Source organism: Streptomyces sp. YKOK-I1 (genome assembly GCF_054660435.1).
In genome coordinates, this window is the sequence record NZ_BAAGDR010000001.1 from 2,993,428 (window position 1) to 3,009,270 (window position 15,843).

General features: G+C 71.2%; 13 protein-coding genes. 1 reads left to right on the top strand and 12 read right to left on the bottom strand.

Annotation, left to right across the window (positions count from 1 at the left end):
* Positions 1-2: 2 nt before the first annotated feature.
* From pgeF to rsmH, 12 genes are all read right to left on the bottom strand, one after another.
* The gene (gene pgeF, locus ACYQ8Q_RS12920; RefSeq protein ID WP_460064606.1) at positions 3-731 is read right to left on the bottom strand and encodes a peptidoglycan editing factor PgeF; all 729 of its coding nucleotides are present in this window, start codon (positions 729-731) and stop codon (positions 3-5) included.
* Positions 728-1,924: a cell division protein FtsZ gene (gene ftsZ, locus ACYQ8Q_RS12925; protein WP_460064608.1), complete on the bottom strand. Its 1,197-nt coding sequence runs from the start codon at positions 1,922-1,924 to the stop codon at positions 728-730. Before ftsZ ends, pgeF begins: the two co-directional genes overlap by 4 nt.
* 277 nt (positions 1,925-2,201) lie before the next feature.
* On the bottom strand, positions 2,202-3,008 hold the full coding sequence (locus ACYQ8Q_RS12930) for a cell division protein FtsQ/DivIB (RefSeq protein WP_460064610.1): 807 nt from the start codon (positions 3,006-3,008) through the stop codon (positions 2,202-2,204).
* A gap of 143 nt (positions 3,009-3,151) precedes the next feature.
* On the bottom strand, positions 3,152-4,249 hold the full coding sequence (gene murG / locus ACYQ8Q_RS12935) for an undecaprenyldiphospho-muramoylpentapeptide beta-N-acetylglucosaminyltransferase (RefSeq protein WP_055633830.1): 1,098 nt from the start codon (positions 4,247-4,249) through the stop codon (positions 3,152-3,154).
* Positions 4,250-4,255: 6 nt separating this feature from the next.
* A complete protein-coding gene (gene ftsW, locus ACYQ8Q_RS12940) occupies positions 4,256-5,620 on the bottom strand; it encodes a putative lipid II flippase FtsW (RefSeq protein WP_460064612.1) in 1,365 nt (454 codons plus the stop codon).
* A 122-nt stretch (positions 5,621-5,742) separates the two neighbouring features.
* On the bottom strand, positions 5,743-7,173 hold the full coding sequence (murD, locus tag ACYQ8Q_RS12945; RefSeq protein WP_460064614.1) for a UDP-N-acetylmuramoyl-L-alanine--D-glutamate ligase: 1,431 nt from the start codon (positions 7,171-7,173) through the stop codon (positions 5,743-5,745).
* Entirely contained in the window at positions 7,155-8,228 is a 1,074-nt protein-coding gene (mraY, locus tag ACYQ8Q_RS12950; protein ID WP_460064616.1) for a phospho-N-acetylmuramoyl-pentapeptide-transferase, read from the bottom strand. The genes murD and mraY overlap by 19 nt, the downstream gene beginning before the upstream one ends.
* Positions 8,225-9,640 (bottom strand): UDP-N-acetylmuramoyl-tripeptide--D-alanyl-D-alanine ligase, encoded by a 1,416-nt coding sequence (locus tag ACYQ8Q_RS12955; RefSeq protein WP_460064617.1) that lies wholly within the window; start codon positions 9,638-9,640, stop codon positions 8,225-8,227. The genes mraY and ACYQ8Q_RS12955 overlap by 4 nt, the downstream gene beginning before the upstream one ends.
* A gap of 4 nt (positions 9,641-9,644) precedes the next feature.
* The gene (locus ACYQ8Q_RS12960; RefSeq protein WP_460064618.1) at positions 9,645-11,300 is read right to left on the bottom strand and encodes a UDP-N-acetylmuramoyl-L-alanyl-D-glutamate--2,6-diaminopimelate ligase; all 1,656 of its coding nucleotides are present in this window, start codon (positions 11,298-11,300) and stop codon (positions 9,645-9,647) included.
* A 56-nt stretch (positions 11,301-11,356) separates the two neighbouring features.
* On the bottom strand, positions 11,357-13,318 hold the full coding sequence (locus tag ACYQ8Q_RS12965) for a peptidoglycan D,D-transpeptidase FtsI family protein (protein ID WP_460064620.1): 1,962 nt from the start codon (positions 13,316-13,318) through the stop codon (positions 11,357-11,359).
* A gap of 5 nt (positions 13,319-13,323) precedes the next feature.
* The gene (locus ACYQ8Q_RS12970; protein ID WP_460064621.1) at positions 13,324-13,860 is read right to left on the bottom strand and encodes a septum formation initiator family protein; all 537 of its coding nucleotides are present in this window, start codon (positions 13,858-13,860) and stop codon (positions 13,324-13,326) included.
* 57 nt (positions 13,861-13,917) lie between these two features.
* Positions 13,918-14,874, bottom strand: a complete 957-nt coding sequence (gene rsmH, locus ACYQ8Q_RS12975; RefSeq protein ID WP_460064623.1) for a 16S rRNA (cytosine(1402)-N(4))-methyltransferase RsmH — start codon at positions 14,872-14,874, stop codon at positions 13,918-13,920.
* A gap of 279 nt (positions 14,875-15,153) precedes the next feature.
* On the opposite strand from rsmH, the gene ACYQ8Q_RS12980 reads away from it, so the two are divergent.
* Positions 15,154-15,762, top strand: a complete 609-nt coding sequence (locus tag ACYQ8Q_RS12980) for a beta-class carbonic anhydrase (protein WP_460073285.1) — start codon at positions 15,154-15,156, stop codon at positions 15,760-15,762.
* The last annotated feature ends 81 nt before the right edge of the window (positions 15,763-15,843 follow it).

Here is a 15,843-nt window from a genome sequence, read left to right on the forward strand (position 1 = left end):
CCTCAGTCCAGCCAGACATATCCCGCGAGTCGCCCGGTGGCGCGGTCGCGGCGGTAGGAGAAGTGGTCCCCGGACTCACGGGTGCACACCGGCGACTGCTCCCGGTCGCACACCCCGAGCCGGTCGAGCTGCGCGTGCACCCCCGCGGTCACGTCGACCGCCGGCGTGCCCCAGCTGGTCTCGGCGTGCGCCGCCGGCTCCACGGCGGCGACCTCGGCCCGCATCTGCTCCGGCACCTCGTAGCACCGGCCGCAGACGGCGGGTCCGGTGCGGGCGACGATCCGGGACGGCTCGGCACCGAGCTCCACCATGGCCCGTACGGCGGCGGGGACGATCCCGGCGACCATGCCGGGCCGGCCCGCGTGGGCCGCGGCGGCGATCCCGGCGACCGGGTCGGCCAGCAGGACGGGGGTGCAGTCGGCGGTGAGGACGGCGAGGGCGAGCCCGCGCCGCGCGGTGACGATCGCGTCGACGCGCGGGACCGGCCGGTCGTCCCAGGGGCCTTCGACGACCGCCGCGTCGGCGCCGTGCACCTGGTTCATCCAGACCACGTCCGCGGCGTCCAGCCCCAGCGACTTGGCGGCCAGCTCCCGGTTCGCGTGCACGGCCGCGGGGTCGTCACCGACCGCCCCGCCGAGGTTGAGCTCCTCATACGGAGCGGCGCTCACCCCGCCCCACCGGTCGGTGAAGGCGAAGTGCGCGCCGCTCACGCTCTCGCGCTGTCCTATCACTTCAGGAAGTCCGGCACGTCCAGTTCCTCGGCCGCGCTGTCCGAGTAGGTCCGCGACGGCGGGACCGGCGGGGCGACCGGGATCTCGGCCACCGGCTCGGGGGCCGGCGCCGGCTCCTCCTTCGGCGTGACGCTGCCGAGGGAGCCGAAGGACGGGCGGCTCTCCGGCTGCCGTACCGGAGCGGGTTCGTCGCGGCGGGAGGAGGCCGTGGCCGAGCCGAGGACGTTGTCCCGGCGGGCCGGGGGCTGGCCGCCGTCGAAGCCGGCCGCGATGACCGTGACCCGGACCTCGTCGCCGAGCGCGTCGTCGATGACCGCGCCGAAGATGATGTTGGCCTCCGGGTGGGCGGCCTCGCTGACCAGCTGGGCGGCCTCGTTGATCTCGAACAGGCCGAGGTCGGAGCCGCCGGAGATGGACAGCAGCACGCCCCGGGCGCCGTCGATGGAGGCCTCGAGGAGCGGCGAGGAGATCGCCATCTCGGCGGCGGCCACCGCGCGGTCGTCGCCGCGGGCCGAGCCGATGCCCATGAGCGCCGAACCGGCCTCCGACATGACCGACTTGACGTCGGCGAAGTCGAGGTTGATCAGGCCGGGGGTGGTGATGAGGTCGGTGATGCCCTGGACACCCGAGAGCAGGACCTGGTCGGCCGACTTGAAGGCGTCCAGGACCGAGACCTGGCGGTCCGAGATGGACAGCAGCCGGTCGTTGGGGATGACGATGAGGGTGTCGACCTCTTCGCGGAGTTCCGCGATGCCGTCCTCGGCCTGGTTGGCCCGGCGCCGTCCCTCGAAGGTGAACGGTCGGGTGACCACGCCGATGGTCAGGGCGCCCAGGGAGCGGGCGATGTTGGCCACGACGGGCGCGCCGCCGGTGCCGGTGCCGCCGCCTTCACCGGCCGTCACGAAGACCATGTCGGCCCCCTTGAGGACCTCCTCGATCTCCTCGCGGTGGTCCTCGGCGGCCTTGCGGCCGACGGCCGGGTTGGCGCCGGCGCCGAGTCCGCGGGTCAGTTCGCGGCCGACGTCGAGCTTGACGTCGGCGTCGCTCATCAACAGCGCCTGCGCGTCGGTGTTGATGGCGATGAACTCGACGCCCTTGAGACCGACCTCGATCATCCGGTTGATGGCATTGACACCACCGCCGCCGACACCGATGACTTTGATGACTGCGAGGTAGTTCTGCGGTGCTGCCACGTCGAAGGCCTCTCGCCTCGAGTTACGTGTCGCCGCCTCGCAGATGGTGCGATCCGACGACTGATGCCGAATGGGACGGTCCGTTTCGCCGACCCGAACCCTAACGCTGAAGTTTAGGGTTACCAGTGTGTCTGTTCCTTGGAGTCTTCTGAACAGGACACTAAGTCGACAAGTGGCGCCCGTTCAACGAACACGCCGAACCTCCCGTTTTTCTTTTCACCCTATGTGATCAGCCGTGTCGCTGCCCAACCAGGGTGCTGGCCTGCGCTGATGTGCGTCAACTCCCTGATGACGCCGGGGCCGTGGGAGCGCTGACATCGAAGTGCCGGGCGGCCGGGGAGGCTTTCATGAGAGCACCGAGCGTACGCGCCTTCAGGGCGCCTTGGTCGGCACTTCCCCAGGCGACCGTGCGGCCGTCGGTCAGCTCCAGCGAGATGTCGTCGTAGGAACGGACTGTGAGGGCGCGGGTCTTCTGGGCGACGGCGTCCGGAATGTCGCCGGCCACCTCCACCGCCTCACGCACCAGCCGGTCCTCTCCGAAGCGGCGCAGGCTCGCGGCGCCGGACCCGCCCGAACTCGACGCGGAGACGGCCATTTCGAGAAGCGGTACGTTCCTCGGAGCCTGGGTAATCGTGGCGAAACGGACGCCTTCGTCGTCCACTTCCACGAAGTTCGACCCTTTTCCGATGAGCAGGACGGGCTGCCGTTCCGTCACTTTCAGGCCGATTCCATGGGGCCAGGAACGCACCACGTCCACCGTGTCGATTCTGGGCAGCCGTGCGCGCAGACGCGCCGCGATCGCCCCGGTGTCGACCGAGACGAGCGCCGAGCCGACCGGCACGGCGGCGGCCTCGCGCACCTGGTCGGGCGTCAGGACGTCCGTGCCGGACACCGCGACGCGCTCGACCTTCGTCCACGGGGAGCCGTACAGCACCCAGACCGTGCCCCCGCCGAGGAGGAGTACGGCGAGCACGAGGATGATGATCATACGGAATCGGCGCGGGCCGCCCAGTCTTCGGACGAGGGGCGGGCCGGACGGCTCCTCCTGGCGTGCACCGCGCTCGACGGTGGCGGATCCGGCCACGCGCACTCCCTTTCCTGGCTCGGTTCACCTCCGGGGCGCCGCAGTCGGTGTCGGGAGCCCGGCCGCCCTCAGCCCTTCGGGCCTGCGCGCTCCCCCGCTCTCGACACCGACGCGCCCCTTCGGCTCACTCGCCGATGCGTTTGCTATCGCTGGGCGCGACTTGCCGCGATCGCCTCGTACACCATGCCGACGAGCAGGTCGTCCGCGTCCCGGCGGCCGAACTCGCTGGCGGCGCGGGACATCTCGTACAGCCGGTGCGGATCGGCGAGCACCGGCAGGACGCTCTCGCGCACCCACTCGGGGGTGAGTTCCGCGTCGTCGACGAGGAGCCCGCCGCCGGCCTTGACCACCGGCTGGGCGTTCAGCCGCTGTTCGCCGTTGCCGATGGGCAGCGGGACGTAGGCGGCCGGGAGTCCGACGGCGGAGAGTTCGGCGACGGTCATCGCGCCCGCGCGGCAGAGCATCATGTCGGCCGCGGCGTACGCGAGGTCCATCCGGTCCAGGTACGGCACCGGGATGTAGGGGGGCATTCCCGGCATCTGCTGGACATGCGGCAGTTCGTTCTTCGGGCCGACCGCGTGCAGGATCTGGATGCCGGCCTGCTGGAGCCAGGGCGCGACCTGCTGGACGACCTCGTTGAGCCGGCGGGCGCCCTGCGAGCCGCCCGAGACGAGCAGGGTCGGCAGATTGGGGTCGAGGCCGAACATGTGCCGGGCCTCGGGACGGGCCGCGGCGCGGTCCAGGGTGGCGATGGAGCGGCGCAGCGGGATGCCGATGTAGCGGGCGTCGCGCAGTTTGCTGTCGGGCGTGGAGACGGCGACGCGGGCGGCGTACCGGGAGCCGATCTTGTTGGCCAGGCCGGGGCGCGCGTTGGCCTCGTGGACCACGATCGGCACCCCGAGGCGCTTGGCGGCGAGGTAGCCGGGCAGGGCCACGTAACCGCCGAAGCCGACGACGGCGTCGGCCTTGGTGCGCTCCAGGATCTGCTCGGCGGCCTTGATCGTGCCGCGCAGCCGGCCCGGGACGGTGATCAGCTCGGGGGTGGGCTTGCGCGGCAGCGGTACGGCCGGGATCAGCGCGAGGTCGTAGCCCCGCTGCGGAACGAGCGTGGTCTCCAGACCGCGCTCGGTGCCCAGGGCCGTGATCCCCACGGTGGGGTCCTGCCTGCGCAGGGCGTCCGCGAGGGCGAGCGCGGGCTCGATGTGGCCGGCGGTCCCCCCACCAGCGAGTACGACATGCACCGAAATTCACCGCTCTCCGGACGGACGCGCCGCCGAGGCACGCCGTCGCATCGTGTTCCATCTCCGGGGTTCCCGTTTCACCGCGGAACCCCCGGCCCCCCGCTTTCTACCAAAGCGGGGTTGCCGCATCGCAAGCGCGGCCCGTGCAGCGGGGTCGTCACGTGCGAAGGCGATCAGCAGCCCGATCGCGAACATGGTCGGCAGCAGGGCGGAGCCCCCGTAGGAGAACAGCGGGAGGGGGACGCCGGCGATCGGCAGCAGACCGAGCACCGCACCGATGTTGATCACGGCTTGCGCGGTGATCCAGGTGGTCACACCTCCCGCGGCGTACCTCACGAAGGGGTCCTCCGTGCGTCCGGCCACGCGGATACCCGCATAGCCTAGAGCCGCGAACAGGGCGAGCACCGACAGCGTCCCCGCGAGACCCAGTTCCTCACCGGTGACGGCGAAGATGAAGTCGGTGTGGGCTTCCGGGAGTTGTCCCCATTTCTCCACACTCGCCCCGAGTCCGGACCCGAAGATCCCGCCGGAGGCGAGGGCATAGATCCCGTGCACGGCCTGCCAGCAGTCGGCGGCCCCGGACTTGGGCTCGGTCGCGCCGATGCAGGCGAGCCGGGCCATCCGGTTGGGGCTGGTCTTGATCAGGAGGAACCCGATCGCGGCGGCGACCGAGAGCACCCCGACGAACAGCCGGGTGGGCGCCCCCGCGAGCCACAGCAGCCCGAAGAGGATCGCGGTGAGGATGATCGCCGTCCCCATGTCGCCGCCGAGCATGATCAGCCCGAGCAGCATGAAGGCGACGGGGACCAGCGGCACCAGCATGTGCTTCCACTGGGCGAGCAGCTTCCTGTCCTGCTTGCGGGCGAGCAGGTCGGCGCCCCACAGCACCAGGGCGAGCTTGCCGAACTCACTGGGCTGGATCTGGAAGGAGCCGCCGAGGGAGATCCAGTTCTGGTTGCCGTTGACGGCCATCCCTATCCCGGGCACCTGCACCAGGGCCATCATGAAGACGGCTCCGGCGAGGATCGGGTAGGCCAGCGCCCGGTGCAGCTTGACCGGCATCCGGGAGGCGACCAGCAGCAGCACGGCCCCGATGGAGGCGGCCAGGAACTGCTTGCGGAAGAAGAACGACCCGGGCAGCGACATCTGCAGCGCGGTGATCTGCGAGGCGGAGTACACCATCACCAGCCCGAGCACGGTGATCAGCAGACTGCCGCCGAGGATCACGTAGTAGGCGGTGAGCGGCCGGTCCCAGGCCTTACGCGCGCGCGTGTAGAGCCGTAGGACGGGGTTGTCACGCGGAGGCCGCGCGGCCGGAGGTCTCCTGACGGCCCGCTGAACGGGCGGCCTCCCGGTACGACTGCTGGACACGTTGCTACAACCCCCTAGGGGCGCGGGGCTCTGACATATGCGGCTCCGCCGCGCGGGCGCGACAAGCCCCCACCGGCCCGCACCTGAACGACACAGTCACGCGCCCTCCAAAAGACCCGCCGTCAGGCGAGTCCACGCACCGCTTCAGCGAACGCGTCCCCGCGCTGGTTGTAGTTGACGAACATGTCCATGGAGGCGCAGGCCGGGGCGAGCAGGACCGTGTCTCCCGCGCGGGCGAGGCGCCGGGCCTCCTGGACAGCCGCGAGCATCGCCCCAGTGTCGGTCCGGTCGAGGTCCACGACGGGTACTTCCGGGGCGTGTCGCGCGAGGGCTTCGGCGATCAGCGCGCGGTCGGCGCCGATCAGGACGGCCCCGCGCAGCCGCGGCGCCGACTTGGCGACGAGCTCGTCGAAGGTCGCGCCCTTGGCGAGCCCGCCGGCGATCCAGACGATCGACGGGTACGCCGCCAACGAGGCTTCGGCCGCGTGGGTGTTGGTGGCCTTGGAGTCGTCGATGTACGCGACGCCGTCCACGTCGGCCACGTGGGCGATGCGGTGGGCGTCCGGGGTGAAGGCCCGCAGGCCGTCCCGTACGGCCTGGGGAGGCACGCCGAAGGCGCGGGCGAGGGCCGCCGCGGCGAGGGCGTTGGCGATGTTGTGCGGGGCGGGCGGGGTGACGTCCGTGACCTCGGCGAGCTCCTGGGCGTTCTTCTGCCGGTTCTCGACGAACGCGCGGTCGACCAGGATGCCGTCGATCACGCCGAGTTGGGACGGTCCCGGAGTGCCGAGGGTGAAGCCGATGGCACGGCAGCCCTCCTCGACGTCCGCCTCGCGCACCAGGTCCTCCGTGGCCTTGTCGGCGACGTTGTAGACACAGGCGACGCGATTGCCCTCGTAGACGCGGCCCTTGTCGCGCGCGTACGCCTCCATCGAGCCGTGCCAGTCGAGGTGGTCGGGGGCCAGGTTCAGCACGGCCGCCGAGTGCGCCCGCAGGGAGGGCGCCCAGTGCAGCTGGTAGCTGGACAGCTCCACGGCCAGGACGTCGTACTCCTCGTCGCCGAGGACGGCGTCGAGCAGCGAGACGCCGATGTTGCCGACGGCCGCGGTGCGCAGTCCGGCCGCCTTCAGGATGGCGGCCAGCATCTGGGTGGTGGTCGTCTTGCCGTTGGTGCCGGTGACGCACAGCCAGGGGGCGGCGTCGGGGCCCCTGAGGCGCCAGGCGAGTTCGACGTCGCCCCAGATCTCCAGCCCGGCCTCGGCCGCCGCCGCGAAGAGCGGCTTGTCGGGCTTCCAGCCCGGTGCGGTGACGACGAGTTCGGTGCCCTCGGGCAGGGTCGCGCCGTCGCCGAGCCGCACGGTGACGCCCAGCGCCTCCAGCTCGGCGGCCTGCTCACGCGCGCGTGCGTCGTCGCCGTCGTTGACGACGGTGACGATCGCCCCGCGCGCGTGCAGCACCTTGGCCGCCGGGACACCGGAGACGCCGAGTCCGGCGACGGTGACGTGCTTGCCCGTGAAGTCCGGGGACACCGAGGAGGTCACTTGTCTGCTGCCCATCCCGCGTAGAAGAGACCCAGTCCGACGATCACACAGATGCCCTGAATGATCCAGAATCGGACCACGACCAGGACTTCGGACCAGCCCTTGAGTTCGAAGTGGTGCTGGAGCGGCGCCATCCGGAAGACCCGCTTCCCGGTCAGCCGGAACGAACCGACCTGGATGACCACCGACATGGTGATGAGGACGAACAGACCGCCCATGATGGCCACAAGCAGCTCCGTGCGGGAGCAGATGGCGAGGCCCGTGAGGACACCGCCGAGCGCCAGCGAACCGGTGTCGCCCATGAAGATCTTGGCCGGTGACGTGTTCCACCACAGGAAGCCCAGGCAGGCGCCCATCAGCGCGGCGGAGACCACCGCGAGGTCCAGCGGATCGCGCACCTCGTAGCAGGCGTTGGGGTTCGTCAGGGTCTCGCCGTTGGCGCAGGACTCCTGGTACTGCCAGACGCCGATGAACGTGTACGCGCCGAAGACGAGGACGGAGGCGCCGGTGGCGAGGCCGTCCAGACCGTCGGTGAGGTTCACGCCGTTGGACATGGCGAGGATCATGAACAGCGCCCAGACGACGAACAGCACGGGGCCGATCGTCCAGCCGAAGTCCGTGATGAACGACAGCTTGGTGGAGGCCGGGGTGTTGCCGCGGGCGTCCGCGAACTGGAGCGAGAGCACCGCGAAGGCGATGCCGACGATCAGCTGGCCGGCCATCTTCGCCTTGGCCCGCAGACCGAGCGAACGCCGCTTGACGATCTTGATGTAGTCGTCGAGGAAACCGACGAGGCCCATGCCGCACATCAGGCCCAGCACCAGCAGACCGGAGTAGGTCGGCGGCTTGCCCGTGATCAGCTTGGACAGGAAGTACGCCGCGACCGTCGCCAGTATGAACGCGATACCGCCCATGGTCGGCGTACCGCGCTTGCTGGCGTGCTCACGCGGGCCGTCGTCGCGGATGTACTGGCCGTAGCCCTTGCGCGCCAGCAACTTGATCAGCAGCGGTGTGCCGATCAGCGTCAGGAAGAGGCCAATGACGCCCGCGAACAGGATCTGCTTCATCATCGGGCGGAAACCTCACCCTCGGCACCGGTCGCGAGCAGCGCCTGCGCGACGCTCTCGAGACCGACCGATCGGGACGCCTTCACGAGTACGACGTCCCCCGGGCGCAGCTCGCTGCGCAACAGGTCGACAGCCGCCTGTGCGTCGGACACGTGCACCGACTCCTCACCCCACGAACCCTCGTTATATGCGCCCAGTTGCAGCCAGGCGGCTTCCCTGCCCCCGACCGCGACGAGCTTGCTGACGTTGAGCCGGACGGCGAGCCGTCCGACCGCGTCGTGCTCGGCGAGCGCCTCGTCCCCGAGCTCGGCCATCTTGCCGAGCACCGCCCAGGTCCGCCTCCCCTTGCCCATGGCCGCCAGCGCGCGCAGAGCGGCTCGCATGGACTCGGGGTTCGCGTTGTAGGCGTCGTTGACGATCGTCACGCCGTCCGGGCGCTCGGTGACCTCCATCCGCCAGCGGGAGAGGGAGCCCGCCTCGGAGAGCGCGGTGGCGATCTCTGTTACGGACATGCCCAGCTCATGGGCGACGGCGGCCGCGGCGAGCGCGTTCGACACGTGGTGCTCACCGTACAGGCGCATGGTCACATCGCTGCACCCGGAGGGTGTGTGAAGGCTGAAGGAGGGCTGTCCGCTGTCCGTGAGTCGTACGTTCTCGGCCCGTACGTCCGCTTCGCCGGACTCTCCGAAAAGGACCACCTTCGCCTTCGTACGGGAGGCCATGGCCCGGACCAACGGGTCGTCGGCGTTGAGGATCGCGACCCCGCCGTCGCTCGCCGGGGGAAGGCTCTCGACCAGCTCGCCCTTTGCCTGTGCGATCTGTTCGCGGCCGCCGAACTCGCCGATGTGGGCGGTGCCGACGTTCAGGACGAGGCCGACCTTCGGAGGCGTCAGACCGGTGAGGTAGCGGATGTGTCCGATGCCGCGGGCGCCCATCTCCAGGACCAGGAACCGGGTTTCCTCGGTGGCGGACAGCGCGGTCAGCGGCAGCCCGATCTCGTTGTTGAGGGAGCCGGGGGTGAAGACGGTCGGCGCCTTGCGCCGGAGCACCTGGGCGATGAGGTCCTTGGTGCTGGTCTTGCCGGCCGAGCCGGTGAGCGCGACGAGGGTCGTGCCGAGCTTGTGCACGACGTGCCGGGCGAGGGCGCCGAGGGCGGCCTGGACGTCGTCCACGACGATCGCGGGCACGCCGACCGGGCGCGAGGCCAGTACGGCCGCCGCGCCCGCCTCGACGACCGCGGCCGCGTAGTCGTGGCCGTCGACGCGTTCACCGACGAAGGCGACGAAGAGGCTGCCGGGCTCCACCTCGCGGGAGTCCCGGACGACCGGTCCGGTGACCTCCGCGGACGGATCCGGTATGTCGTACGTCTGCCCGCCGACGACTGCTGCGATCTCGGCGAGGGAGAGGGCGATCACAAGTTCATCCCTGGGTCTGCTGGATAGCTTCGCGAAGCACCTGGCGGTCGTCGAACGGACGGACCACTCCGGCGATGTCCTGGCCCTGCTCATGGCCCTTGCCCGCGACCAGCACGGTGTCCCCGACGTGCGCGCGGGCGACGGCGGCGGCGACGGCGGCGGCCCGGTCCTCGAACAGGAGCACCTCGCCGCGCTCGTGCGCGGGCACCGAGGCGGCCCCTTCGAGCATGGTCGCGAGGATCGCGAGGGGGTCCTCGGAGCGGGGGTTGTCGGAGGTCAGTACGGCGGTGTCGGCGAGCCGTGCCGCGGCGGCGCCCATCGGCGCGCGCTTGGTGCGGTCCCGGTCGCCGCCGCAGCCGATGACCACGTGCAGCCGCCCCTTGGTGACCTTGCGCAGCGCCCTGAGCACCGATTCGACGGCGTCCGTCTTGTGGGCGTAGTCGACGACCGCGAGGTAGGGCTGGCCGGCGTCGACGCGCTCCAGGCGGCCCGGCACGCCCGGTACGGCGGCGACGCCGTCGGCGGCGGTCTGCGGGTCGAGTCCGGCGGCGGCGAGGGCGACGATCGCGGCAAGGGTGTTGGCCACGTTGAACGAGCCGGGCAGCGGCGCCCTGGCGGCGACCCGCACCCCTTCGGGGCCGAGGACGGTGAACGTCGAGTCCATCGGGCCGATATGGACCTCGCTCGCTCGCCAGTCGGCGTCGGGGTGCCCCTCGGCGGAGAAGGTGACGACCGGGACCTCGGCCTCGCGGGCCAGCCGGCGGCCGTACGCGTCGTCGAAGTTGACCACGCCGAGTTTGCTGCGTTTAAGGGTGAACAGCTGTGCCTTGGCCCGGAAGTAGTCCTCCATGTCGGAGTGGAACTCCATGTGTTCCGGGCTGAGGTTGTTGAAGACGGCGATGTCGAAGACACAGCCGTCGACCCGGCCGAGGACCAGGGCGTGGCTGGACACCTCCATGGCGACCGCCTCGACCCCGCGCTCGCGCATGACGGCGAACAGGGCCTGCAGATCGGTGGCCTCGGGTGTGGTGCGCTCGGACTTGATGCGCTCCTCGCCGATGCGCATCTCCACCGTGCCGATCAGTCCGGTGGACTTCAGCGACTTCAGTCCGCCCTCCACCAGGTAGGCGGTGGTGGTCTTGCCCGAGGTGCCGGTGATGCCGATCTGGAGCAGGTCGCGGCCCGGGCGGCCGTAGATCGTGGCCGCCAGCTCGCCCATCCGCGCGCGCGGGTCGTCGGCGACCAGGACCGGCAGTCCGGTCGCGGCGGCGCGCTCGGCGCCGGTCGGGTCGGTGAGCACGGCGACCGCGCCGAGGCCGGCGGCCTGGGTGACGAAGTCGGCCCCGTGCAGCCGGGCGCCCGGGAGCGCGGCGTACAGATCGCCGGGGCGGACGGCGCGCGAGTCATGGGTGATGCCCGTGACGGTCGCCTCGCTCCGCACGGCGGTGGCCCCCAGCTGGTCGGTGAGCTCCGCGAGGGGTGTGGCGGAGACCTGAACCGGCCTGGGCGGTCCCGGGTATGTCACGGAAGCGCCCTTCTGGGTGGTTTGGGACTGATCAGCGTGTGGCACGGCGGTGAGCGTACCGGGCGCACCCGCCTGCGGGCGAAGCGAGGCGGAGGAGGACGCGTGGTTCCCGGGGTCGGGAGTGATCATGGTCACGGGCTGGTTCCTGGCTGGTTCGGCGCTGAACAGCGATGGGCGGGGCGAGCGGGACGTCAGGGGGAGAAGGTGACGGGCAGGTTGGCCGCCTTCGCCCCGGTCGGCGGGATCTGGAGGGTCTTCAGGGCGAACTCCATGACCTGCTTGAAGATGGGTCCGCAGATCTGGCCGCCGAAGTAGCTGCCCTGGGTGGCGTTCTGGATGGCGCAGTAGACGGTGACCCGGGGCTTGTCGGCGGGGGCGAAGCCGGCGAAGGAGGAGGTGTATCCCTTGTACTTGCCGGTGGCCGGATCCACGCGGTTCGCCGTGCCCGTCTTGCCCGCGACGCGGTAGCCGGGGATGCGCGCCTTGGTGCCGGTGCCCTCCTGGTCGTCCACCACCGACTCCAGCATCTGGGCGAGGGTCTTCGCCGTCTTCGTGCTGACCACCCTGGTCTTCTTGGGTGCGGCGGCGGGGGTGAAGCGGCCGTCGGGGCCCTGGGTGCCGCGCACCAGGGTCGGCTCGATCCGTACGCCGCCGTTGGCGATGGTCGAGTAGACGGAGGCGGCCTGGAGGGCGTTGAGCGAGACGCCCTGTCCGAAAGGGATCGTGTACTGCTGCGAGGTCGACCATGTGTCCGGCGCGGCGAGGATGCCCTTGGTCTCGCCGGGGAAGTCGAGTCCGCTGTAGCTGCCGAGGCCGAACTTGCGCAGGTAGGAGTAGAGGACCCGGTTGGCCTCGGCCTGGGTCTTGCCGAGTTCCCCGGTGGCGAGGATCGTGCCGATGTTGCTGGACTTGGCGAGCACGCCGTTGAGCGTCAGGTTCCAGGTCGCGTGGTCGATGTCGTCCTTGAAGAGCCGGTCGCCGCGGTGCAGCCGGTTCGGGACGACGACATGGGTGAGCGGGGTGGCGACGTTCTCCTCCAGGACGGCCGCCATCGACATGATCTTGGCGGTGGAGCCGGGCTCGTAGGCGTCCTGGAGGGCCGCGTTGCCGAGGGCGTCCGGGTCGGCTGTGGTGAGGTCGTTGGGGTCGAAGCCGGGCGAGTTGGCCATGGCGAGGATCTCGCCGGTGCGGGTGTCCTGGACGACGACGTAACCGCTGTCCGCCTTCGATGCCTTGACCTGCTCGGTGATGGCGTTCTGGGCGGCCCACTGGATGTCCCGGTCGATCGTCAGCTCGATGTCGGAGCCGGGCACGGCGGGGGTCTCGGTGGAGCCTGCGGTGGGGACCTGGAGGCCGCCGGACTGGGCGTAGCGGATCTTGCCGTTCTTGCCGGTCAGGACGGAGTTCAGCTGCTGCTCGATGCCGCCGCCGCCCTTGCCCTCGGCGTTGACCCAGCCGAGCACGGAGGCGGCGAGGTCGCCGTTGGGGTACACGCGCTTGCTGCTGGGGACCGCGAAGAGGCCCGCGAGGACGTTGACCGTGGTGCCGTCGGACCGGGACTTGGCGGCGAGCGCGGAGCGCAGGTCCTTGATCTGCTTCCAGACCTCCGGGGTCTGCCGGACGGCCAGCAGCGCGTACTGCGACCTGGTGTTCTCGGGCCGCAGCTTCGCGACGATCGTGGACTGCTCCTGGCCGAGGATCGGGGCGAGGAGGGCCGCGGCCTGCTCGGGGCCGTCGTCGATCTTCAGGTTCTCGCGGTTGAACATCGTCGGGTCCGCGGTGATGTCGTACGCGTCCTCGCTGCTGGCGAGGGCGACCCCGCTGCGGTCGGTGATCTCGCCGCGCTCGGCGGCCAGCACCTGGCCGACGTACCGGTTCCTGTCGGCCTTGGCGGCGTAGGTGCCGGCGTCCACGGCCTGGACCTGGAGGAGGCGTACGACGAAGGCGGCCATCACCAGGGTCAGGGCGAGGCCCACCATGCGCAGCCGGGGGCGGGGGCTGCCGAGCCGGATGGCGCGCGGGGCCGGGGGGCGCGGTGCGGCCGGGCGGCGGGCCGGGCGGGCGCCGGGGCCCGGCCGCCGCTGGGCGGAGACGGGGCGGGAGGGCCGGGCGGGGCCGGGCACGCGGCGGCGGGGCGGTTCCCTGTCGGACACTTCCGTCACCTGCCGGGGGTCGTGGGAAGGGCTGCGGTCGGAGCCGGCGAGGCGCTCGGCGCGGGAGTGCCGGCGGGAAGGGCGGGCGAGGGTGACGCCGAGGGTGAGGCGAGCGTCTGGGAGAGGGTCATCGCCTCGGGCGGCCGTACGACGGCGGCGGCGCCCTGCGCGGACGGCCCGGCCGCGGCCGTGGGGACGCCCTTGACGGTGCCGTCGGGGTCCAGGAAGGCGGGGTCGCCGCCGGGGACCATGCCGAGTTCACCGGCGCGGCGCCGCAGGGCGTCCGGGGCGGAGTAGGAGTCGATGTCGCGCTGGAGCGCCTGTTCCTCGTCGGTGAGGTTCTTGGTGTCCCGCTGGAGGTCGCCCATCCGGAACGAGCCTTCGCTGAGCGCGGAGTTCAGCACGAGCAGTCCGATGAGGCCGCCGCCGAGCAGGAGGACGACGAGGAGGACGAAGGGGGTGCGGGCCGCCTGGCGCGGTCCCGCGGGGAACAGCCGGGCCAGCCGGGCCGCCCGCCCCTTGAGTTCGGGTCTCCTGCTCACTCGCCCTCCCCCGCGTCCGGTTTTCCCGCCTGCGCCCGCCGCGCCCTCATCGCGCCCTCATTCGATGGACTCCCTGATGCGTTCGGCCCCGCGCAGCCGGGCCGGTGCCGCGCGCCGGTTCTCGGCGACCTCTTCCTCGGTGGGAAGTTCGGCACCGCGGGTCAGCAGCTTGAGCCGGGGCTGGTAGCGCTCCGGGACGACGGGCAGTCCGGGCGGGGCGGTGGTGGCGGCGCCGGCCGCGAACACCTGCTTGACCAGCCGGTCCTCCAGTGACTGGTACGACAGCACGGCGATCCGTCCGCCCACGTCGATCGCCTCGACGGCGGCCGGGATCGCCCGCTCCAGCACCGACAGTTCGCCGTTGACCTCGATACGCAGCGCCTGGAAGGTGCGCTTGGCCGGGTTGCCGCCGGTGCGCATGGCGGCCTGCGGCAGGGCGCCGCGGATCAGCTCGACCAGCCGGGCGCTGTTGCTGAACGGCTCCTTGTCGCGTTCGCGGACGATCGCGGAGACGATCCGCTTGGCCTGCTTCTCCTCGCCGTACGCCCGCAGGATCCGCACCAGTTCGCCGGGCGGGTAGGTGTTGAGGACCTCGGCGGCGCTGATGCCGGTCGTCTGGTCCATGCGCATGTCGAGGGGGGCGTCCTGGGCGTAGGCGAAGCCCCGGCCGGCCTCGTCGAGCTGCATGGAGGACACGCCGAGGTCGAACAGGACGCCCTGGACGTGCCGGAGGCCGAGCCGGTCGAGGACGTCGGGGAGTTCGTCGTAGACGGCGTGCACGAGGGTGGCGCGTTCGCCGAAGGGGGCGAGGCGTTCGCCGGAGAGCCGGAGGGCCTCCTTGTCGCGGTCGAGGGCGACGAGCCGGACCTCGGGGAACCGGGTGAGCAGGGCCTCGCTGTGGCCGCCGAGGCCGAGGGTGCAGTCGACGACGACGGCGCCGGGCCGCCGCAGGGCGGGGGCCAGCAGGTCCAGGCACCGCTGGAGCATCACCGGGACGTGTCGACTCTGGCTCAAGGGGCCCTCTCAGATCCGGCGGGAACGCCCACCGCCGGGTCCCCGCCCTCTCGTCTGGGGAAGGCCTGCCGCGGCATGCGGGGAAGTCAGTCCAGCAGGGAGATCGCCGTCGAGATCGCCGCCTCCCGCTTCGCGTCACTTTAGTCCACGGTGTCTCGCGGTCAATCAACCGGCCTGCGCGTCGCGGGCGGGCGCCGCCGTGAAGCGTCGGAGCGGCGGAATTCACCCGGCCGGACGACTCGACCTCACTCCTGTGGCTTACCTCACAAACGCGACGTGATGACGCTCTTTTTCCCTTCTCACAGCAGGACCGCAAGGGCCGTGACCAGTACCGTCATGGTTATGACGACTTCTGCATCCGTACCCACCGAGTCCGAAGGCGCCATACGCGGCGGCACGGTGACCGATCGTCTCGTCGACGCGAACGAGCAGTACGCCGCCGCCTTCACCGATCCCGGCATGGACGCCCGGCCCGTGCTGCACGTGGCGGTCGTGGCCTGCATGGACGCCCGTCTCGACCTGCACGCGGCGCTCGGTCTGGAGCTGGGCGACTGCCACACGATCCGTAACGCCGGCGGGGTGGTCACCGACGACGTGATCCGGTCACTCACGATCAGCCAGCGCAAGCTGGGCACCCGCAGCATCGTGCTGATCCACCACACGGGCTGCGGCCTGGAGGCGATCACCGAGGACTTCCGCACCGAGCTGGAGATGGAGGTCGGCCAGCGTCCGGCCTGGGCGGTGGAGGCGTTCCGGGACGTGGACCAGGACGTACGGCAGTCCATGCAGCGGGTGCGCACCTCGCCGTTCCTGCTGCACGCCGACGACGTGCGCGGCTTCGTGTTCGACGTGAAGACGGGCCTGCTGCGCGAGATCGACCCCGCCTGACCGCCTCCACCGTTGCCCGTTCGCTGTCGTTTGCCTGTTGATTTCTCCCGCGCCGGTACCCGAAAAGCCATAGAACCGACA

Bases quoted from the DNA above. Each gene is read 5' to 3' on its own strand.
- mraY (WP_460064616.1), bottom strand. From the start codon at position 8,228: ATGATGAAGCAGATCCTGTTCGCGGGCGTCATTGGCCTCTTCCTGACG.
- murD (WP_460064614.1), bottom strand. From the start codon at position 7,173: ATGGGCAGCAGACAAGTGACCTCCTCGGTGTCCCCGGACTTCACGGGC.
- ACYQ8Q_RS12980 (WP_460073285.1), top strand. From the start codon at position 15,154: ATGACGCTCTTTTTCCCTTCTCACAGCAGGACCGCAAGGGCCGTGACC.